The organism is Myxococcales bacterium (genome assembly GCA_012517325.1).
Lineage (GTDB): Bacteria > Lernaellota > Lernaellaia > Lernaellales > Lernaellaceae > JAAYVF01.
On record JAAYVF010000061.1, the window covers coordinates 43,573 to 63,661 of the forward strand.

A 20,089-nucleotide genomic window follows, 5' to 3' on the forward strand; every position below is an offset into this window, starting at 1 on the left:
GTCAACGCCCCTGGTAAGCGGCGTAAACCGTTTCCACATGTTCCTTGATGCGTTGCCGGAAAACCGCCCGGTCGAAACCGAGCGCGTGCCGGCGCGTGGCCTCGGGATCGAAACGATCGCTGTTTTTTTCGTAAAGCTGAATCGCCGCCGCCAGAGCATCGACCGTCTGTTCGGCGAAGAACACGCCGGTCGGTTGCAGCGCCTCCAGCCCGACGACCGTTTCCAGCGCCCCGCCCTTGGCGAAGGCGATCACCGGGCGCCCGGACGCCTGCGCTTCCAGCGGCGTGATGCCGAAATCCTCCTCGCCGGGAAAGAGAAACGCCCGGCAACCGCGGAAGAGTTCGTCGATCGACCGATCGTCCTGCCAGCCGAGAAATTCGACGGTCGGCCCGCCCAACTTGCTCAAGCGATCGGCGTCCTGTCCTGAGCCGACCACCTTCAACTTCCGGCCCAGTTTCGCGCAGGCCAGCACGGCCAGGTCCAGCCGCTTATACGGCGCCAACGCCGAAAGGCAGAGGTAATAATCCGCGGGCTGGCCGATGGAAAAGCGAGCCGTGTCGACCGGCGGGTGAATGACCGTGGCCTCGCGCTGATAATATTTGCGAATGCGCCGGGCGACGTGCCGGCTGTTGGCGAGGAAGTCGTCCACCCGCGCGGCGGAGGTCACGTCCCACATTCGCAGGTAATTGGCAAAGAAGGAAATCAGGAGCCGCTTGAAACGACCGACGCGGTGCGGCCCGAAGTAATCGTCGAACAGATCCCAGACATAGCGCATCGGCGTGTGCAGGTAGCTGACGTGACAAGTCGCGGGTGGCGTGATCACACCCTTCGCTACGCAATGGCTGGTGGACAGCACGAGGTCGTAGCCGCGCAAGTCGAATTGCTCGATCGCCGTGGGCATCAGCGGCAGATAATTGCGGTACCAAGCGGCGGCGCGCGGCAGCTCTTGAATGAAACTGGTGATGATGCGCCGATTTTCGATGATCGGCGTCAGTTTTCCCGGCACGTGCAGCAAGGTGTAAAGATCGGCTTCGGGCCAGACCTCGCACATCGCTTCCAGAACTTTTTCGCCGCCGCGCATCCCGGTCAGCCAATCGTGGACCAGCGCGATTTTCATTGCCTCTCCATTTCCGGATTGTCGGTGGTTGCGGATTCGTTCCGCGCCTCTTTTTCCTGCCAGGTCTGCGCGACCAAAGCGGCGATCTGCTCGGTCCGCGTCCGCCACGAGTGTAGTCGCGCCTCGGCCAGCCGTTCGGCGGCATGATCGTCCGCGTCGGCCAGCGCGGCGCGCACCCCGGCGACGAACGAATCGGCGTCCGTCGCCAGGCGGCAGAGTTGCGGCCGGTCGCGGTAGGTCGCAAACGCCGGCAGATCCGTGGCGACAATCGGCTTGGCCGCCGCCATGTACTCGTAAAATTTCATCGGAAAGCTGCGCCGGGTGCTTTCGTTGTCGTGTAACGGCAACAGGCAGATGTCGAGCGCCGCCAACAGCTCGGGCAGCCGTTCGTAGGGCATCCGCCCGAGCAAATGCACGTTCGGCAAGGCCTGCAGCGCACTGACGTCGGTATGCGGGTCGCCCCAACCGACGGGGCCGATGAGCACGACACTCGCGGCGGGCATCGCCTTGGCCAGCGCGGCGATCCACTCCAGATTGGTTTTGTAACCGGAGATGTTGCCCTGATAACCGAGCAGCGGCCGCGGCAGCGCGGCCAATTCGAGCGGCAACGGCCGATCCGGGCGCGGTGCGAAATGCTCCGCGTCGGCGACGTTGCCGAAAAACGCCGCCTGCCGGGCGCGTGATTTGCGTTCCTCGTAAAGCAGCGGATTGGTGACGATCGTCAAATCCGCCAGCCGCAACAATTGGTCTTCCATTTCGCGCAAGCGCGCCGCCGGCACGCCGGGATTGGCGGCGTAATCGTCGACGCAGTGATAAATCACCAGCGATTCGTCGAGGCTGCCGATCAATTGCACCCCCAGCGGCAGAAAAGTCCACAGCAAAGGCTGTTTGAACCCCAGATCGGTCAGGTGTCGCCGTAGCGTGCGCTTGAGATTCCACTGATTGAAGCGCCGGATCGAGGCGTGATCGTGTAGCGGCAGGCTGACCGGCGAAAAAACCCACAGGTTCGGTTCCGCCTGCCGTAACCCGGAAAACCACTCGCCGACCCGCCTGGTGATTTTGTGCCAATCGCCGCGCGAGGCGCCCGGCGCGCGCAAGCCGAGGTTGTTGACGTACAAAACGCGATTCTGTGCCGCCAGCCGGTGCATCAGGTGCTGCGAATTCACCCACATCGCATCCCAACTGGAACTGGCCAGGCAAACGATATCGGCGCCCGTCAAATTCACACACACTCCCGGTAGACCATGATATTAAACGGCCGCCGGCCGGGCCGCAACGCAACCGCTCAGGACAAATCGATTCGGGACAATTCCTCGCTCAAGTGGCGGGCGAACTCGTCCCACGTTTGCCGCTCCGCATTCGCCTTGGCGGCGCGGCCCATTTCCGCCCGGCGCGCCGGATCGCCCAACAGGGTGATGACCTTCGCCGCGATGTCCCGCGGATCCTCCGGATCGCACAGCAGGCCGGTCACCCCGTCCTGAACGGCGTCGGCCACCCCGCCGCTGCGTCCGCCGACCGCCGGCACGCCGAAGCGGGCCGCCTCCAGGTAGACGATGCCAAAGGCCTCGACGTCCGGGCCGATTCGCCGGCTGGGCATGGCGAAGAGGTCCGCCCGGGCCAGCAGCGCGCTTACCTCGGCGTCGCTTCGCCGGCCCAGCAAGCGGACGCAATCCGCCAATCGCCAATCGGCGATCGCTTGCGTCAGCCGTTCCCGTTCCGGGCCGTCGCCGACGATCAGCCAGAGCACGTGCGGAATTTTTTCGCGGATGAGCGGCATCGCATGCGCCAGCAGGTCGTGACCCTTGCGACGCTCCAGCCGGCCCACCGTCAAAACGACGGCCCGACCGGCCAGCGGCAGCTCGTCGACAGCCGTCGCGGGCGCCGCCGAGAAATCCAGGTTTCCCGAGTCGGAACCCAGGCGATTGACGATGATTTTTTCTGGCGGCACGAAGCGGGCGACTTCATCCCGCATGAACCGGCTGTGCACGACGACCCTCACCGCTAGGCGCCAGACGAGGCGCAACGCTGCCCGTTGCAACCCGCCGCTCTCCAGCGCCCGCAGCGTTTCGGTGCCGTGGCACCACACCACGAAGGGGCAACCCGTCAGCAACCGCGCCACGACCATCGGTAGCCCGTTGGGAAAGGCATAGCCGCAAAGCACCAGGTCGGTTTTCTGACGGCGAATGGCGTCGCCCAGGTGAATTCCGCCGACGAAAAAGCGCAGCAAATACGAAATCGCGCCGAGAATCCGGCTCATAACAGGATTGGCGTGGCGCCACTCGAACCGCCGCATTCGGATGGTGGTATAGGGGCGTCCTTGATCGTATTCGCGAAAACCCGGACAGCGGCGGGCGATGACCAGCGCGTCTTTCCCGTAGTGGTCGGCAACCTTGCCCAGCAGGCGCTGCACGCCGCCGAACTCGGGAGGAAAGTCGCGCGTGAAGACGATGACCTTCACTCGATGCCCTCTTGCTTTTCCTTGCGGATCGTTTCGAGGATGCCCAGCATCGTGCCGATCCGCTTCTCCCAACTGTTTTCGCGGGCGATCGCCAGGCGTCGGTCACGGTGCGGATCGCTTTGCAACCGGGATTCGACGGCGTCGACGAACTCCTCCGCCTCGCCGACCAGGTCGATCAGCGGCGCGAAATTTTGCAGTTCCGCCATCCGCGTGGCCACGACGGGCTTGCCGGTCGCCAGGTACTCGAAAAATTTCAGCGGCAGGACGCCGTGCGTGTAGCGGTCGATCTTGTACGGAATCATGCAGGCGTCGAAACCGGCCATCAGCGACGGCAGTTCCTCGATCTCCTTGCGCCCGAGGAAGCGGGCGTTGGGATAGGCCAGAAACCGCTGGACCTCCAGGCCGCGGTCCGGGCCGACGAGCACGAAGCTCCAGTCCGGCCGCAGCTTGAAAAGCGCCTCGAGGAGCGCGGTGTCGATCTTGTAATTCAGGGCACCGACGAAGCCGATCACCGGCCGCGGCAGATCGCGCAACAAGGGCGAAGGCACGGCGGTCGCGGCGCGGTTGAAGAGCGCGAAATCGGCGACGTTCGGCACGAAATAGGTGTGCGGGTTGTGCCGCTTCTTTTCGTCGAAGAGGCTGCGCGCCGTGGTAAATACGGCGTCCACGGACTGCAGCAGCTTGTGCTCCATGCGCTTGGTCGCCGTCACCCAGGCGCCCGGGAAGGCGCTGTATTCGTCGACGCAGTCGTAGCAGGAAAGCACGTGCGGCAGGAACTCCAGAAACGGCTGGCTGGTCGGCGGATAGCACCAGAGGATCGCCTGGGAAAAACCGCGATCCCACATCGTCTGCCGGATATCGCCCGCCAGCAGTCGGGCGTTGGTTTTATTGATCGACCACAATTTATTGCCGAACGGCAGGGCGGACGCCGGGCGATAGACCGTCACGCCGGAGGGGTCGCGCCAATGGGACGCCCGCGCTAGCGACCGCTTGCCGCTGCCCATGGCCACCAGCGGCTCGACGTACAGCACCGCGAAATCCTCGGCCAGTCGGACGGCAATCTGCTGTTTGTTCGTCCACAGCGGCGCGTCCCAATCGGCGGTGGAAAGCATGACCACCTGACGAGGCAGATCGAACTGGGAAAATGCGCTCACGGTTGCGACTCGCCGGCGCAACGGAAACCGACGGTGGGGTCGTAAAACGACTCGGGGATCGGATCGCGGTAGGTCACCCGCGCATACATCGCCGTCGCGGCGAAACTGCCGCCGCGCGTCACCCGCCGGTCGCCTGCCGAAGGACCCGACGGATCGACGTCGTTGTCGGGCCACAGCTCGGGATCATAATAATCCGCGGCGTAATAATCGGCGGTCCACTCGGCGACATTGCCGGTCATTTCCGTCGCGCCGTACGGCGAAGCCGCATTCCCGTAATAGCCGACGGCGACCGGCCGGCCGTAACAGGTCTCATACCATTCGGTGGAATCCGAGGACTTCAGCCGAGGAACGGAAATGTCGGCCAGCCCGCAGACCGGCTCCTGCCAGCCCCAGGAGTAGATCCGCTCGTCCGCCGCGCCGCGCGCCGCCTTTTCCCATTCGGCCTCGGTCGGCAGGCGCCGGCCGCGCCACTGGCAGTAATCGGCGGCCATCCGCCACGTCACATTGACGACCGGGTAATCGTCGTACGCGTGGCTGGTGTAATACTCGTCGATTCCGGCGGCCCGATTGGTCTGCGGATCCGTGCAGACCTTCGCCCAGACGCAAGCCCGATACTGGGCGTTGGTCACCTCGCTCCGCTCGATCCAATAGGCGGAAAGCTCGACGGTGCGCTCCGGGTGCTCGTCGGAGAAAGGTTCGTCGATTTCGCCGCTGAGGAAATCGGGGTCGGGATCGTAATCCGAGCCCATCGTGAACGCGCCGGCCTCGACGTAAATCATTTCCGTCGGCGGCGCGGCGCGATAGAGATCGCTCTTGAATTCCGAGTCGCTCGGTTCGTCGCAGGCCGTCGCCCCCCAAAGACAGAGGCAAAGGCATAACGCAAAATAAAGCAGGCGCGTGGTTTGCATTCGTTGTTTCCTGGTTTCCCGTCGTCAATCAGTGGAAAAGCGCGACCATCTTAGCGAAAAAGCGGCCGGCGTTGAAGAGCGAAGAAGGCGGGCCGAGCCGGCGCTCAAACCGCTTTCCGGGAAGGCGTTCTTTCCATCAACAGCGGCAACCAGACGGATTTCCCCGGCAGCGGCAGCGTGTCGATCAAATCGGTGTGTTCCTTGCGGAACGGCCGCAGCACCAGTAAAAACGCCACGAACGAAACGAAGCCGACGAGCAGCAGCGCCGGCACCCGCCAATACAACACGCCGGCGAATGACCGGCCGGCGAAAAAGATCACCCCGCCCATGCCCAGGCTCGCAATCAGGATTTTCAGCAGGAACCGCTTGGGATAACTCGGCTGGATCATCCGATGGGTGATCCGCCACTCATAAATCGTGCTGGCGGCCAGCGACAAACTGGTAGCGACGGCCGGGCCGACGGCATGCAGCCACGGGATCAACAGCAAATCAAGCACCAGATTCAACAGCCCGAAAACCAATCGCAGGCGGACGATGGTTTTTTCGCGGTCGAGACCGAGCAGGAAGTTCGCGGTGATGCCGCTCATCTTGGCGAACGAAAGTCCGTATAGGAGCACCAGCATCGGCGCGATCGCGCCGGCCGCCGTGCCGGCCGGATACAGCAGACGCAAAATGTCCGGGCCGACCAGCGTGCCGCCGACGCAGATCGGCAGGATGAACAGATACAGGTACTCCACCGAAACGGTGAAGATCCGCCGCAGTTTTTCGCGGTCGCCCTGCGCGGCCACCTCGCTGATCATCGCCAGCGAAAAACCCTCGGAAAAGGCCAGGGAGTAGAAAGAAACGGAATAGAAGACGAAATTGTAGGCGATGACGTACCACGTGATGGGCGACAGATCGTCCAGCAACACGCCCAACAGCATGACGTCCATGCCTTTTTGAAAAACGAACTGCAGAAAATTGTAAACGTAGGTGTAACCGGAGAAGGTCAGCAGGCGCCAGAGCGAGGTCGGGGGCGGTGCGGTCGCGGCCTGATTGCCCATCGCCGGGGCTTCGCTGCGTCGCCAGCGCCAAGCCCAAAACGCCGCGGTCGCCGCGTGCATGGCGATCAGGCACCACAGGACGCCACCGATACCGCCGCCGAGCCAGACGGTCAGCGAGGCCAGCGCCAGGTACGCCGCGGTCAGGGCCGCCTGGATCAGGTTGATGTACCGTTGCTCGTAGTGGGCGACGAGAACGCGGGCCAGTAGGTTGTCCAGCCCCATCGCCAGCAGCAACACCCCGACCAGCTTGATCAGATCGGCGCGCGCCGCGTCGTGCAGTAAGCGTTCGGCCAGAAACGGCGCCAGTTGCCAGAGCGCCAGAACGGCGATGCCCGAGGCCGCCAGGCGCAAGGCGATCATCTTCCCGATCAGTTTTCGTTCGCCGCTCGCGCCGTGAGTCATCACCGTCGCCGGCAAAAAGCGCAGGATGGCGTTTTCCAGCCCCAGGGCCGCGAGCAGGACCACGATGCCGTTGAGGTTGACGGCCTGCGAAAACGCGCCGTAACCCTGATCGCCGAGCAGGCGCACGAGCACGACCGATTCGAGAAAGCGCAAAATCATCAAGGTGAACTTGCCGATCAAGTTCCAGAACATGGCATCGGCCGCTCGCGCCCCCAGTCGACCCACGCGATCCCTTTCCGTCATTGTTGCGGGAAAACGGTCACAAAGCTTCGCAACCCGCCGGCATGTTATCCAGTTCGAAGGCGTCGTGCAAAGCCCGCACCGCTTCGTTCAGATGGTTTTCGTCGATCACCACGCTGAGCTTGATCTCGCTGGTGGCCACCATTTGGATGGGAATGCCGCGCGCGGCGAGCGTGGCGAAAACCTTGGCCGGAACGTCGGCATGGGTACGCAGGCCGATGCCCACCACCGACACCTTGGCCACCGGCCCTTCCATTTCGACGCCCACCGCGCCCAATTCGTCGGCCGCGTGCTCCACCAGTTCCTTCGCCTGCATCGCCTCGGGCTTGGGCACCGTGAAGGTGAGATCGAAATAGCCGTCCACGCCGGCGTTTTGCAGAATCACGTCCAGGTGCAGCCCCGCCTCGCCCAGCGGCACGATCAGATCGCGGGTCGCCGAGGGCGTTTCGGGAACGCCCAGCACCCGGATGCGCATTTCGTTCTTCGCGTAGGTCACGCCGGTAATCGGGGTGGATTCCATGCACTGCTCCTCCGCCACCACCCACGTGCCCTCTTCGTCGCCGAAGGAGCTGCGCACGTGCAGCGGCACCTTGAATTTTTTGGCGAACGCGACGCTCCGGATGTGCAGCACCTTGGCGCCGGACCCCGCCAGCTCGAGCATTTCGTCGTGGCTGATCCGGGCCAGTTTGCGCGCCTTGGCGTAGAGATTGGGGTCGGTCGTGAACACGCCGGGAACGTCGGTGTAGATTTCGCAGACGTCGGCCTGCAAAGCCGCCGCGATGGCGACCGCCGTGGTGTCCGACCCGCCGCGTCCCAACGTGGTGACATTGCCGTCCGGGTCTTCGCCCTGAAAACCGGCGACGACCGCGATTTTGCGTTCGCCGAGCCGGTCCAGGATCGCCGTCGGATCGATCGAGGCGATGCGCGCGCGGCTGAAATTGGCGTCGGTGCGGATTTTCACCTGGTGGGCGAGAAACGAGCGCGCCTGATGGCCCAGCGATTCGATCGCCATCGCCAGCAGGGCGATGCTCACCTGCTCGCCGGTCGCGACCAACTGGTCGAGTTCGCGCTCGTTGGGGCGATCGGAGATCCGGCGGGCCAGATCGAGCAGGCGATCGGTTTCACCGGCCATGGCCGACACGACCACCACGACCTCGTTGCCTTGCTCGTGGGTTCGCACGACCCGCGCGGCGACCGCGCGAATCCGCTCGATCGTGCCGACGCTGGTGCCGCCGAATTTTTGCACAATGAGCGCCACCTAGACCGGCCCTCCCAAATCCTTCACCACCGTCCGCCAGCGGTCGACGATCGAACGAAAAGCCAACTCTCGGACCTCGCCGGCAAACGAAAAGTGAATCCACAGCGTCTCGTCCGGCATCATTTTCGGCGCTCGCTCGGCCCATTCCACCGCCGCGACGCCCTCGCCCCAGAGATATTCCTCCGCCCCGATGCGCGCCAGGTCATCCTCGTTGGCGAGCCGGTACAGATCGAAATGAAAAAGCGGCAACCGTCCCTGGCGAAACGTCGCCAGCAAAGTGAATGTGGGGCTGGTTACCGGAACGTCTTCCGGAACTCCCAAACCGCGCGCCAAACCCTGGACGAACCGCGTTTTTCCAGCGCCCAGGTCGCCGACCAGCGCCAGCACATCGCCCGGCCGCAGCAAACCCGCCAGTCGCGCCGCCAGCGCGCGGGTTTCGTTTTCGCTATGGGTTTCCAGCCTGCCCAGGTCCGTCAATCCGCCGACTCCGTTTCCAGTTCGTCGAGTTGATCTTCCATGGATTTGATCGTCGCGGGCAGTTCCCGTAGCACGGCGCCGGCCGTGAGCGCACGCTCACCGACGTTGTCAGCGGCTCGGTCGCCGGCCAGGCCATGCAGATACACCCCACAAATCGCGGCGGTCAGCGGGTCCATTTCCTGCGCGATCAACCCGGCGATCAGACCGGTCAATACGTCCCCCATGCCGCCGCTGGCCATGCCTGGGTTGCCCGTGGGATTGATCCAGGCCTGTCCGTCCGGCGCGGCGACGACTGTGCGGGCGCCTTTGAGCACGACGATCGCCTTGATTTTCTTCGCCAGCGCGATGGCCGATCCCAAACGATCGGCCTGAACCTGTTCCGTCGGCACACCCAGCAGGTGCGACATTTCACCCGGATGGGGCGTCAGCACCAGCGGTCCGTGTTCGGCTTCCAACAGTTTGAGATTCGGCGCCAGGTTGTTGAGTCCGTCCGCGTCGATGACCAGGGGGATTTTCAGCGCGGTAGCCAAGCCGGCAACCAGGGTTTCCAGACTATCGGAGCGGCCCAATCCCGGGCCGAGCGCCACGACGCTTTTCTTTTCGGCCAGCGCCAAAACCGCGTCGAGCGCCTCCGCGGAAAATCGCCCGTGGCCGTCGTCGGCCAGCCCGGCCTTCAGCGCCTCCAACAAGGCCGTTTCGACCGGTAAAAGGATCGAACCGGGGACCGCCGCCGTGACCAATCCCGCCCCCGCCGTCGACGCGGCTTCGGCGGCCATCACGACCGCGCCGCTCATCCCGCGCGAACCGCCGACGATCAGTGCATGGCCGAAATCGCCCTTGTGCGACTCGGGATCGCGCGGCCCGAAATGCTGCGCGACGTCGATCTCGGTGATGAGATGAACGGGCAGTTCGACGATCTGTTGCAGAAAATACGGCAGGGAGATGTCGACGATTTCCACCTCGCCGCAATATTCGACGCCCGGATTCACGAACAGGCCGATCTTCGGCACCGCCAGCGTGCAAGTCAGATCGGCAATGACCGCCGGGCCGGTCGGGTATCCGGTGTCGGCGTTGAGGCCGCTGGGAACGTCCACGGCAACGACCGGCGCCTCGAGTTCGTTGACCAGGTCGATCAGGTCCGCGCCCGGCCCCTCGATCGCCCGCGTCAATCCGGTGCCGAACAACGCGTCGACGACGACGCCGGCTTCGCTCAACGCCTCGGCCGCCCGGGCCAATTCCTTTTCCTTGCGCAATTCGCCGATCGGCACGCCGATCCGCTCGGCGACGCGGCAGTTGGCTCGCGCGTCGCCCGTCAGCTTGTTTTTCAGTCCCAACAGGAAGCATTCGACCTCGTAACCGCGATTGAAAAGTTGCCGGGCGATGACGAAACCGTCACCGCCGTTATTGCCCGGACCGCACAGCACCAGGATCCCGAGTTCGCACTCTTCCGGATAGTGTTCGCCGATCAGGTCGGCCACGCCGCGGCCGGCGTTTTCCATCAGCACGATCCCCGGAATACCGTAATGTTCGATCGCCAGTCGATCCATGGCGCGCATCTGCGCGGCAGTGGCCAGTTTCATCGGTCCTCTCCTTCCAACACGACCATGGCGATGGCCTGACGATCGTCATGGCTGAGACTCAGGTGGATTTCCGTCACGCCCCGCGCGGCCAGCAGCGCGGCCGCCCCGCCCGTGGTCCGCAGGCGCGGTCGGCCGTCATCGTCGTTTTCGACCCAGATCTCGGTGAGTGCGACGGAAAAGAGCGGCAGTTGCATGGCTTTAAGCCAGGCTTCCTTGGCGGCGAAGCGGGCCGCCAGTCGATCCGGGCGGTCGGCCGCCTGCCGGATTTCAACCGGATGAAAGACGCGGGAACGAAAGCGCGGCGTCCGTTCGAGGATCCACCCCAGACGCTCGACGGACACCAGATCGACGCCGACGCCCCGGATCACGGCTCATTCGAACGGACGGACGCCGTTCATGGCGTCGATCATTTCGCGGACGGCCTGATCGAGGCCCACGAACAGCGCGCGGGCGATGATCGCGTGGCCGATATTCAATTCGCGGATTTCGGGAATCGCGGCGATCGGGCCGACGTTTTTGTAATCGAGCCCATGCCCGGCCGCCACGCCCAGGCGCAACTTGCCGGCCATCCGCGCCGCGTCGACCACCGCCTGGAATTCCCGTTCGCGGTCCGCCGATTTCTTCGCCTCGCAGTAGCGGCCCGTGTTGATTTCGACCACCTTGGCGCCGACCTCGCGCGCCGCCTTGACCTGATCGAGATCGGGATCGATGAACACGCTCAGTTCGATCTCGTGTTCCTCGAACAGGTTGGCCGCGCCGCGGATGCCGTCCTTATTGTGCAGGATATTCAACCCGCCCTCGGTCGTCACTTCCTCGGGCCGCTCGGGAACGAGCGTCACCATATCCGGCCGCACCTCGCAGGCGATGCGCAACATTTCCTGGCTGACGGCCATCTCGACGTTCAAATGGGTTTTCACCGTCCGGCGGAGGATTTCCAGGTCGCGATCCTGAATGTGCCGCCGGTCGCCCCGCAGATGAACCGTGATCCCGTCCGCGCCGGCCAGTTCGGCGAGGCCCGCGGCCAGCACGGGATCGGGCACGTCGATTTTCCGCGCCTCGCGCACCGTGGCGACATGGTCGACGTTCACGGATAATTTGACGGGCATTTTCGTTTCCTCCCTAGATCGCGCGACGCGAAACGCCGGCGGCGGCGATTCCGCCGCGCCTCGCCGGCGCGTTCTCTATTTAATCTTTTTTTTACCCGATTTTTTCGCCTGGTCGAGGATGGTGACCTTGACCGGCGGCATGTTGACTTTTCGGAACCCCATCCCCTCGGGCACCTTCAAATCCGGGACGACCTCGTAGGTTCCGCCGGGTTCCAGGCCGCCCGCGTCCAGCACCAACTTCAATTCGTTCGGTGTCAACTGCAACAACGGCGCCTGCGCACCCTCGAGTTGCACGTCCAACTCGGCGCGGTTCAACCGGCATTCCGTCGCGCAATTCCGCACCTCGATGGGGATGCCATAGAAAATGCGGCTGATGTTCGGCTCGCCGATCTGCACCGTGATCTTGACGCTCTGATCGTTGACCGCCTCGACGTGCCGATTGATCAGATCCAGGCCGACTTCGACCGTGAAGGTTTTGCCGTGCCCGGTCAGGTCGATGATTTCGGTATCGACCTCGGTCAACAGATCGACCTCTTCCTTGGCGCCGGAAATTTCCACCAGCTCCGGCTCGACCAGCGTGCCGAGCACTTCCAACCCCTCGGACGGTTTGCCGCGGAAAATCGGGTTGACCCGCACCGTCTTGTTCTTGCGCTCGGATATCGTGATTTGAATCTGGCTGGGGACGATTTCGGTCACCTTGGCGCCGTTGGACAAACCCTCGATTTTCGGCGCGTAAACCTTGGCGACCATCGGCCCGGGCAGCGCGCCCATCAGATCGATGACATAGCGCAATTGCCGGTCGCGGATGCCGCGTAAAACCGTGCGCGGGCCGCGGACCTTGATTTCCAGTTCGTTCGGCAGATCGGAAGTGCGGATGAGCGACCGCGACAGATTTTTCGTTTCCACGCTGACCTTGGCCGGGACCTCCGACTCGGTCTGGCCCAGACTCACATAAATCCAAAGCACGACCGCAAAGCCCAGGCTGACGAGCTTGAACAGCAGGTTGGTGGTGAAAAATCGGATGATCTTCTGTTTCATCGTTACCCGAGATGCGTATGCAACAGGTCGGTCAACTGCTCGGCCGACAAGTTGCTGGTGATCCGCCCTTCGATCGCCATGCTGACCTGCGCGCGCTCCTCCGAAACGATCAACACGATCGCGTCGGTTTCCTGGGAGACGCCGATGCCCGCCCGGTGGCGCGTGCCCATATCCTTATCCAGCTCGACCTCGGTGGCCAGCGGGAAGAAGCAACCCGCCGCCACGATCCGCCCCTTGCGGATGATCACCGCGCCGTCGTGAATCGGCGAGGACGGCAGAAAAATGCTGACGATCAACTCGCGGCTGATCGCGGCATCGAGTTGGATGCCTTCCTCGATGTACTCGTTCAGGCCGGTTTCGCGCTCCAGCACGATCAGGGCGCCGATGCGCCGGTTGGTCAGCGCGGTGGTCGAACGGACCAGTTCCTCGACGTATTCGGATTCCTCGGCCGGCGGCGCCGCAAAGGGATTGCGCGCGAATTTGGCCAGGCCGCGCCGGATTTCCGTTTGAAACAGAACGACGATCATCAGGATCAGGCTGCCGAGAAACGTCGACAGCATCCAGTGCAGGGTGTAGAGGCCCATCACGTCGCTCAGCGCGTAGACGAAGAAAATCACGCCCAGGCCGACCAGGATTTGCAGGGCGCGGGTTCCGCGGATCATCAGCAGGATGCGATAAATCACCAGCGCGACGAGAAAGATATCCAGCAGATCAATGAAATTGATCTCGAAGAATGTCGAGCGCAGGGTTTCGAAAAATTCCGGATTCATCCGCCCGCCTGTTTGATCGCCGTCGCCACCTGGATCGCCTGGACGGCCGCAGCCACGTCGTGCACCCGCACCAGACGCGCCCCCAGAGCAACCGACAACGAAACCGCCGCCAAGGTTCCCGGTAGCCGCGCCGCCGCGCCGGCGCCGGTCAAGGCGCCGATGAACGCTTTTCGGCTCGGACCGATGAGAACCGGGAATCCCGTTGCCGTCAATCGGCCCAACCGGCCGAGTAAAGTCAGATTGTGCTCCAAATTCTTGCCAAAACCGATGCCGGGGTCAATGACGATGCTTTCGCGGGCGATCCCGGCGGACTGGGCAAAGGCGGCCCGCGCCGCCAAAAAATCCGTCACTTCCGCCAGCACGTCGGAATAATGCGGCGCTTGTTGCATCGTCTCCGGCGTCCCCTGCATGTGCATCAGCACCACGCCGGCGCCGGTCGCCGCCGCCAGTTCCGCCATCGGCGGATCGCTCAAGGCGGAGACATCGTTGATGATGTTCGCTCCGGCTTCGATCGCGGCCCGCGCGACCGCCGCCCGCCGGGTATCGACGCTGATCGGGACGGCGCTCTGCCGGCGGATCGCCTCGATGAGCGGAACCACCCGGCGGATTTCCTCCTCGACGGAGACCGCCTGGGCGCCCGGCCGGGTCGATTCGCCGCCGATATCCAGAACGTCGGCGCCTTCGGCGATCAAGCGGTCAGCGTGTTCGCGCGCCGCCGGCATCGCGAAAAACTTGCCGCCGTCGGAAAAGGAGTCGGGCGTTACGTTGACGATACCCAGGACGGCGATCTTCGCGGCGAGGTCCAGTTCGGCCCCGCGAATCTTCCAGATCAAAGGCCGGTCTCCGGGTCTTCGCCGGCGGGAGTCTTCTCGTTGCGCTGATAATGCGCGGCGACTTCCTCGGGCGTCAGCGGCGCCGCTTTAGGCACTTCCGCCTCGGCCGGAGGTTCTGCCGGGACTTCCGGCGGCGTGACAGGCTGGCGAACGATTTCCCGTCCTTCCAGCAGGCCTTTCAACTCCTCGCTGTCGATCGTCTCGAACTTGAGCAGGGAATCGGCGATCGCGTCGAGCACCGAGCGGTTTTCGGTGAGGATCTGCCGGGCGTGACGATAAGCCTCGCGCATGATCGACTGGACTTCCTCGTCGATTTCGCGGGCCGTCTGCTCGGAAAAATCCTTGTGATGGCTGATGTCGCGGCCGAGGAAAACCATTTCTTCCCGATGCCCGAAGGTCTGCGGACCCATTTTCGTGCTCATGCCGAATTCGCACACCATCCGCCGCGCCAACTGCGTGGCGCGTTCCAGGTCGTTGGCCGCGCCCGTGGTCATCGTGCCCAGCGCGATTTCCTCCGCCGCCCGGCCGCCCATCGCAAAAGCCAGGTTGCTGATCAGGTATTCGCGCGAGGTGATGAAGCGGTCGTCCTCGGGCAATACCTGGGTCAGGCCCAGCGACATGCCGCGCGGGATGATCGTCACCTTGTGCACCGGATCGATGTGCGGCACCTTCATGCCGACCAGCGCATGGCCCGATTCGTGATAAGCGATCATCCGCTTTTCCTCGTCGGAAATCAGCATGCTGCGGCGCTCGGTGCCCATCATCACCTTGTCTTTGGCTTGTTCCAGCTCTTCCATCGTGACCTTGGGCTTGTTGCGCCGCGCGGCCAGCAAAGCGGACTCATTGACCAGATTGGACAAATCCGCGCCGGTGAATCCGGGGGTGCCGCGGGCGATGACCGCCAGATCGACTTTTTCGTCGAGCGGCACTTTTTTCGAATGCACCTTCAGGATGCCGAAACGGCCCTTGAAATCCGGCACCGGCACGACGACCCGGCGGTCGAAGCGTCCCGGCCGTTGCAACGCGGGGTCCAGTACGTCGGGACGGTTGGTGGCGGCGATCAGGATGACGCCCTCGTTCGATTCGAAACCGTCCATTTCGACGAGCAGTTGGTTCAGGGTCTGTTCGCGCTCGTCGTGGCCGCCGCCCAATCCCGCGCCGCGATGCCGGCCGACGGCGTCGATTTCGTCGATGAAGATGATGCACGGTGCGTTCTTCTTGCCCTGGATGAACAGGTCGCGCACCCGGCTCGCGCCGACGCCGACGAACATTTCCACGAAATCGGAGCCGGAAATCGAGAAGAACGGCACGCCCGCCTCGCCCGCGATCGCGCGCGCCAACAGGGTTTTGCCGGTGCCGGGCGCGCCCATGAGTAAAACGCCCTTGGGGATCCGGCCGCCCAGGCGTGTAAACCGTTTCGGATCTTTCAGGAAGTCGATGATTTCCGAAAGTTCTTCCTTGGCTTCGTCAATGCCCGCCACGTCTTTAAACGTGATTTTATTGGTTTTTTCCGAAACGAGCTGGGCGCGGGCCTTGCCGAAGCTCATCGCCTTGCCGCCGCCCGCCTGGATCTGCCGCATCAAAAAGACGAACAACCCGATCATGAGGATCATCGGGATCCAGTTCATCATGATGCCCCAAACCAAACCGTTGGATTCGGGGACGATGGTGTAATCGACCTTGTTTTCCTGCAACACGTCGTACAACTGGTCGGATTCGTAGCCGACCGTTTCGAATTTGGTCAGGTTGTTTTCCTGCGGCGCGGTGAAAGTGCCGGAAATCAGGCGACCTTTGATGGTGACGTCCTTCACGACGCCGGCTTTCACTTTTTCCTTGAATTGCGCGAAGGAAATGGCCTCGCTGCGTTGCGTGTTCTGATAAACCAGATTGAACATGATGATCGCGCTGATCACGAGAAACAGGATCAAGGCGACGTTCTTATAAGCAGGCCTCAACAATTTCTCCTTTTCTACCACCAGGATCCGAATTGGATTCAACTTGCTATCGTATCATAACCATTCCAGGCGAACCAACACCCTTTTTTCGCTTTTTGGGGGTGAAATCAACATTTTTCCCGCACGGATGCCCGGAATCAGCAGAATTTCTTCGTTTCGCGTCAAAAGCGGCCAGACGGGCCGTAAGTTGCGGGGGATTTTGGCGTTCACGAACAGGTTTTGCAACTTGACCGGTTTTTCGATGCCGGCGGCGTTCATCCGCGCTCCCGGCCACGTCGGACGCCAGCGGCACTCGCCCAGTTGCGACTCGGCCACCCACCATCCGGTCGCCGCTTCATCCACGTTTGACCGTACCGACAACTGCAGGCGCCCGTCGGCAAAAGTGTGATCTTCGTCGGGGCGCGCTGCGAAGGGTTCCCAGGGTTGATAGGTCGCCGGTTCCTCCTCGCACCAATGCAAATCCTGATAACCGCGTTGCGCCATCAGGCCGTTCGGCAGGCGGTACGGGCCCGCCGGGCCGGGGGCGAGAACCAACCGGTCCAGGTCGGCGATCACCCGGCGCGGCGGCACGAGATTCTTTTCGTGGAGCCACCGCCGCAGCACCAAGGCGCGCCGGGCCGGGGAAAACGCCGCCAATCGGACGACATCCAGCCCCGCGGGTGTGCGGCAGGAACGCCAATCGGCTGCGGCGACTTCCTCGATCACCGCGCGCTCCTCGCCGGCCAGTTCGGCCAGGCGACCCAGGGCGGACAGCGATTTCTCGCCGGCGAGTTCGACGACGAGCGGCACGAGCCGGTCGCGCAGGCGGGTGCGCATGTATCGCTGGTTGGCGTTGGACGGGTCTTCGCGCCAGCTTCGGTCGCCCGCCTGCAGATATTTTCGCAGCTCGCTCCGACGCAGGCCGAGCCACGGCCGGCCGAAGATTCCCAGCCGCTCCCGAATGCCGGCCAGGCCGCTCGGGCCGGTGCCGCGCAACAGGCGGAACAGCAGCGTTTCCGCCTGATCGTCGAGCGTGTGCGCGGTCAGCACGATCGCCAGATCCTCCTCCGCCGCCACGCGTTCCATTTCGCGGTAACGCGCCTTCCGCGCCGCGTCGTGCAGGTTGCCCGCGAATTCGGCGGGGTCCAGGTGAATGAGCCGTAGCGGCACCTGGAGCGCGGCGGTCAGTTCGCGGCAGAACGCGGCGTCGTCGTCCGCCGACGAGCGCAAATGATGGTGCACGTGAATCGCCACGAGGGCCAGATCGCGCTTGCCCGCCAGCTCGTGCGCGGCGTGCAAAAGCGCCACGCTGTCGCCGCCGCCGGACAAGCCGATCCCGATCCGTTTCGGTGAACCGAAACGCCGCCAGGCGGCATCCAGGGCGCGGACCGGATTCATTCTTCCTTGTAGGTGAGAATGTGCAGCACTTCCTCGGGATTATCGGTGGCGAAAATCGACAGCAGAATCACTTCCCGGCCCTTGCGATAGATCGCCAGGTATTCATCGCCGGTTTTCTCGCTGAGGCGTTTCCAGCCGAGCGGCTCCAGGCGTTTTTCGTAAAAGGCCAGCAAGTTTTCCGATGTTGCCGCGGTCAGCAGCCGCACCTGAAAGGAGCCGTCCGGCGCGTAGGCGCGCTCGATGACCTTGCCGCTCGGGTACAATGGAACGTTGGGGAGTTTTTTCGCGACGCGCACGTCGCGTTGATTCGGGTCTTCGGGGGTCGGCGCCCCGCCCGCTTTTTCCTTGTGGCAGGCCGGCGCCAACAGAAGGCAGAGGACGCCCAGCGCGATCCACCACCCGAGCCGCCGGTTTTGCCGCTTGATCACGTTCGCCCGCCTACAGGTAAATTTGCACGCCGATCAGGCCGAGCCACGCGCCCAGGTCCAGATTGTCGGCGAAATTGTCCCGGCTCTGGGCGAAGGTCCAGCGCCCTTCCATTTTGAGCCCGACGTATTTGTCGAACATGAAGTCGTAACCGACCAGGGCGAGATAATGGAAAATCCACTCGTCGTAGGAATCGGTGACCGGCGTTTCGTTCAACACGCCGCGCCGTTCAAGAGTCGAGTACAGGTAACCGGCGCCGCCGCCGACGTAGGGATTGAAGCGCCAGTAGCGGCCGATCTCGATTCGTAGCAGGGCGTCGGCGACGCCGGCGCGGAAAAAGCTGCGCCCCGGACGATCCAGGTCGATCCAACTTTCGTGGTATTCCTCTTTTTCCGGTTTGCCTTCGCCGTAGAGAAAACCGACCGAGGCCGCGAGCGAAAACGGCTTCCAGAGATAATATTTGACTTCGCCGTCGGCCCCGCCGAAGTAGGGAAACTCCGTGCGGATTTCATTCGTCGTGGGCACGCCGATCGCGCCCGACAGGCCGAACGAAAAGCCGCACCGGGCCGGCGTCTGGGCGAAGGCCGCGACCGGCGCGATCGCCAGCAGCACCAGCAGAAATCCGAGTAATCTTGGCCGCATCCCCATCCTTACGCGTGGTTTTCGCTCACTATAGCGAATTGCGTTCAGGATGCAACGGTCGGCGCGGAAAATCAATGAAAAGAAATTCGAATTCGCCGTTTATAAATCGGGCAGCCGCACCGGCGTGAAATCGACCGCGTCGGCGGCGCACAGGATGTACCGCACCCCGTTGCGCTCGCCCTGCAACCCGAGGCGATGATCGCGCACGCCGTGCAGATGACCGTAAACGCAAAGCGCGACGCCGTGCCGCTCGAGCAGGTCGGTGAAACCCGCTTCAGCCGACCCGGTGATCAGCGGCGGAAAGTGCAGTAGGGCGATTTTAGGCCGGCCGGCCGGCGCGGACGCCAGGCTGATTTCCAGCCGGCCGCGCTCGCGGGCGTACAACTTGGGATCGTCGCCGCCCTCCTGCCCGGCGCCCGGAATGTTCCAGCCGCGCGTGCCGCAAATCGCGACGCCGTCCATGACCAGGTGGTCGTTCTGGATCGCCGCCAGGCCCGGCGGCAGCAGTTCGCGGACCTTGCCGATCGCGTGCCACCAGTAATCGTGGTTGCCGCGCAGCAGCACCTTCCGCCCCGGCAGCGCCGCGATGAATTCGAGGTCGGGCCGCACCTGCTCTTCCTTCATTGCCCAGGAGATGTCGCCGGGAATCAGCACAACGTCGTTTTCGCCGACGACCCGGCGCCAGTTTTCGGCGATGCGGCGCGGATGGTCCTCCCATTGCGGGCCGAAGAGATCCATCGGTTTTCCCATGGCGAAACCCAGGTGCAAATCGGCCAGCGCATAAAAGGCCACGTCGTCTCCTTGTGCGGCGAACGGCGGCAGATTACCCCGCCCGCCGGGCCCGGTAAAGACGAAAACCGCACGCCGTTTCGCGGCCGACATTCCGCTTGACTTTGCCGGCCGAAACTGGCATATAAACACCCCTCGAAAGGGATGTTTGATCTTTCGTTTTGTATTCCACAGTAGCTCAGTCGGTAGAGCGGTCGGCTGTTAACCGATTGGTCGGGGGTTCGAGTCCCTCCTGTGGAGCATCATCATTGAGCCTTATCAACTTGTTGATGAGGCTCATTTTATTTGACATGGCCTACAATGTCTATATTTTACAGAGCGCTTCTTCGGGGAAATATTACTGTGGAAGCACCGCGGATCTGGAAGACCGCCTAACAGGCTGTTGAAGAATCGACTTTCCGGCATGATTTTTCGAAGTGAAGCGGGTTGATGGCGGTTGCGGCAGCAAAAACGGCGATCGCTGGTGGGATATTTGGTGCCGCCGGGGCGGCGCGGGCCGCCCGGCGGGCGGCTCGA

Annotated in this window: 19 protein-coding genes and 1 tRNA gene; 1 reads left to right on the top strand and 19 read right to left on the bottom strand. The window is 63.3% G+C overall.

Annotation, left to right across the window (positions count from 1 at the left end; translation table 11 throughout):
• Position 1: 1 nt before the first annotated feature.
• The 19 genes from GX444_11075 to GX444_11165 form a co-directional block, all read right to left on the bottom strand.
• On the bottom strand, positions 2–1,081 hold the full coding sequence (locus GX444_11075) for a glycosyltransferase family 4 protein (GenBank protein ID NLH49134.1): 1,080 nt from the start codon (positions 1,079–1,081) through the stop codon (positions 2–4).
• 32 nt (positions 1,082–1,113) lie between these two features.
• Entirely contained in the window at positions 1,114–2,343 is a 1,230-nt protein-coding gene (locus GX444_11080) for a glycosyltransferase family 1 protein (GenBank protein NLH49135.1), read from the bottom strand.
• Positions 2,344–2,402: 59 nt separating this feature from the next.
• Positions 2,403–3,575 carry a glycosyltransferase family 4 protein gene (locus GX444_11085; GenBank protein NLH49136.1) on the bottom strand — a complete coding sequence of 391 codons (1,173 nt, stop codon included), beginning with the start codon at positions 3,573–3,575 and terminating at the stop codon, positions 2,403–2,405.
• Complete coding sequence (locus tag GX444_11090) at positions 3,572–4,729, bottom strand: glycosyltransferase family 1 protein (GenBank protein ID NLH49137.1); 1,158 nt, start codon at positions 4,727–4,729, stop codon at positions 3,572–3,574. Before GX444_11090 ends, GX444_11085 begins: the two co-directional genes overlap by 4 nt.
• Positions 4,726–5,637, bottom strand: coding sequence for a formylglycine-generating enzyme family protein (locus tag GX444_11095; protein NLH49138.1), 912 nt, complete (start codon positions 5,635–5,637; stop codon positions 4,726–4,728). Before GX444_11095 ends, GX444_11090 begins: the two co-directional genes overlap by 4 nt.
• A gap of 104 nt (positions 5,638–5,741) precedes the next feature.
• On the bottom strand, positions 5,742–7,307 hold the full coding sequence (locus GX444_11100) for an oligosaccharide flippase family protein (protein ID NLH49139.1): 1,566 nt from the start codon (positions 7,305–7,307) through the stop codon (positions 5,742–5,744).
• Positions 7,308–7,341: 34 nt separating this feature from the next.
• Complete coding sequence (locus GX444_11105) at positions 7,342–8,580, bottom strand: aspartate kinase (protein ID NLH49140.1); 1,239 nt, start codon at positions 8,578–8,580, stop codon at positions 7,342–7,344.
• Positions 8,581–9,048, bottom strand: coding sequence for a tRNA (adenosine(37)-N6)-threonylcarbamoyltransferase complex ATPase subunit type 1 TsaE (tsaE, locus tag GX444_11110; protein NLH49141.1), 468 nt, complete (start codon positions 9,046–9,048; stop codon positions 8,581–8,583).
• Positions 9,049–9,053: 5 nt separating this feature from the next.
• Positions 9,054–10,637, bottom strand: a complete 1,584-nt coding sequence (locus GX444_11115) for an NAD(P)H-hydrate dehydratase (protein NLH49142.1) — start codon at positions 10,635–10,637, stop codon at positions 9,054–9,056.
• Positions 10,634–11,005, bottom strand: a complete 372-nt coding sequence (locus GX444_11120) for a holo-ACP synthase (GenBank protein ID NLH49143.1) — start codon at positions 11,003–11,005, stop codon at positions 10,634–10,636. The genes GX444_11115 and GX444_11120 overlap by 4 nt, the downstream gene beginning before the upstream one ends.
• Before the next feature lie 3 nt (positions 11,006–11,008).
• Positions 11,009–11,743 carry a pyridoxine 5'-phosphate synthase gene (locus GX444_11125; protein ID NLH49144.1) on the bottom strand — a complete coding sequence of 245 codons (735 nt, stop codon included), beginning with the start codon at positions 11,741–11,743 and terminating at the stop codon, positions 11,009–11,011.
• Between the two features lie 75 nt (positions 11,744–11,818).
• Complete coding sequence (locus GX444_11130; GenBank protein NLH49145.1) at positions 11,819–12,781, bottom strand: hypothetical protein; 963 nt, start codon at positions 12,779–12,781, stop codon at positions 11,819–11,821.
• 2 nt (positions 12,782–12,783) lie between these two features.
• The gene (locus tag GX444_11135) at positions 12,784–13,551 is read right to left on the bottom strand and encodes a TIGR00159 family protein (GenBank protein NLH49146.1); all 768 of its coding nucleotides are present in this window, start codon (positions 13,549–13,551) and stop codon (positions 12,784–12,786) included.
• Positions 13,548–14,357 (bottom strand): dihydropteroate synthase, encoded by an 810-nt coding sequence (gene folP / locus GX444_11140; protein NLH49147.1) that lies wholly within the window; start codon positions 14,355–14,357, stop codon positions 13,548–13,550. The genes GX444_11135 and folP overlap by 4 nt, the downstream gene beginning before the upstream one ends.
• Before the next feature lie 23 nt (positions 14,358–14,380).
• Positions 14,381–16,339: an ATP-dependent metallopeptidase FtsH/Yme1/Tma family protein gene (locus GX444_11145; protein ID NLH49148.1), complete on the bottom strand. Its 1,959-nt coding sequence runs from the start codon at positions 16,337–16,339 to the stop codon at positions 14,381–14,383.
• A gap of 54 nt (positions 16,340–16,393) precedes the next feature.
• Positions 16,394–17,716: a tRNA lysidine(34) synthetase TilS gene (gene tilS / locus GX444_11150; GenBank protein NLH49149.1), complete on the bottom strand. Its 1,323-nt coding sequence runs from the start codon at positions 17,714–17,716 to the stop codon at positions 16,394–16,396.
• The gene (locus GX444_11155) at positions 17,713–18,144 is read right to left on the bottom strand and encodes a hypothetical protein (protein NLH49150.1); all 432 of its coding nucleotides are present in this window, start codon (positions 18,142–18,144) and stop codon (positions 17,713–17,715) included. The genes tilS and GX444_11155 overlap by 4 nt, the downstream gene beginning before the upstream one ends.
• Positions 18,145–18,154: 10 nt before the next feature.
• The gene (locus GX444_11160; protein NLH49151.1) at positions 18,155–18,784 is read right to left on the bottom strand and encodes an outer membrane beta-barrel protein; all 630 of its coding nucleotides are present in this window, start codon (positions 18,782–18,784) and stop codon (positions 18,155–18,157) included.
• 99 nt (positions 18,785–18,883) lie between these two features.
• Positions 18,884–19,666: a phosphohydrolase gene (locus GX444_11165; protein ID NLH49152.1), complete on the bottom strand. Its 783-nt coding sequence runs from the start codon at positions 19,664–19,666 to the stop codon at positions 18,884–18,886.
• A gap of 74 nt (positions 19,667–19,740) precedes the next feature.
• Here GX444_11165 and GX444_11170 point away from each other — a divergent pair.
• Positions 19,741–19,813 (top strand) — tRNA-Asn (locus GX444_11170).
• The last annotated feature ends 276 nt before the right edge of the window (positions 19,814–20,089 follow it).

Excerpts from the sequence above, each read along its gene's own strand:
- GX444_11075 (NLH49134.1), bottom strand. The coding sequence starts at position 1,081 with ATGCGCGGCGGCGAAAAAGTTCTGGAAGCGATGTGCGAGGTCTGGCCC.
- GX444_11095 (NLH49138.1), bottom strand. The coding sequence starts at position 5,637 with ATGCAAACCACGCGCCTGCTTTATTTTGCGTTATGCCTTTGCCTCTGT.
- GX444_11115 (NLH49142.1), bottom strand. The coding sequence starts at position 10,637 with ATGAAACTGGCCACTGCCGCGCAGATGCGCGCCATGGATCGACTGGCG.
- GX444_11125 (NLH49144.1), bottom strand. The coding sequence starts at position 11,743 with ATGCCCGTCAAATTATCCGTGAACGTCGACCATGTCGCCACGGTGCGC.
- GX444_11130 (NLH49145.1), bottom strand. The coding sequence starts at position 12,781 with ATGAAACAGAAGATCATCCGATTTTTCACCACCAACCTGCTGTTCAAG.
- GX444_11135 (NLH49146.1), bottom strand. The coding sequence starts at position 13,551 with ATGAATCCGGAATTTTTCGAAACCCTGCGCTCGACATTCTTCGAGATC.
- tilS (NLH49149.1), bottom strand. The coding sequence starts at position 17,716 with ATGAATCCGGTCCGCGCCCTGGATGCCGCCTGGCGGCGTTTCGGTTCA.
- GX444_11160 (NLH49151.1), bottom strand. The coding sequence starts at position 18,784 with ATGCGGCCAAGATTACTCGGATTTCTGCTGGTGCTGCTGGCGATCGCG.
- GX444_11165 (NLH49152.1), bottom strand. The coding sequence starts at position 19,666 with ATGTCGGCCGCGAAACGGCGTGCGGTTTTCGTCTTTACCGGGCCCGGC.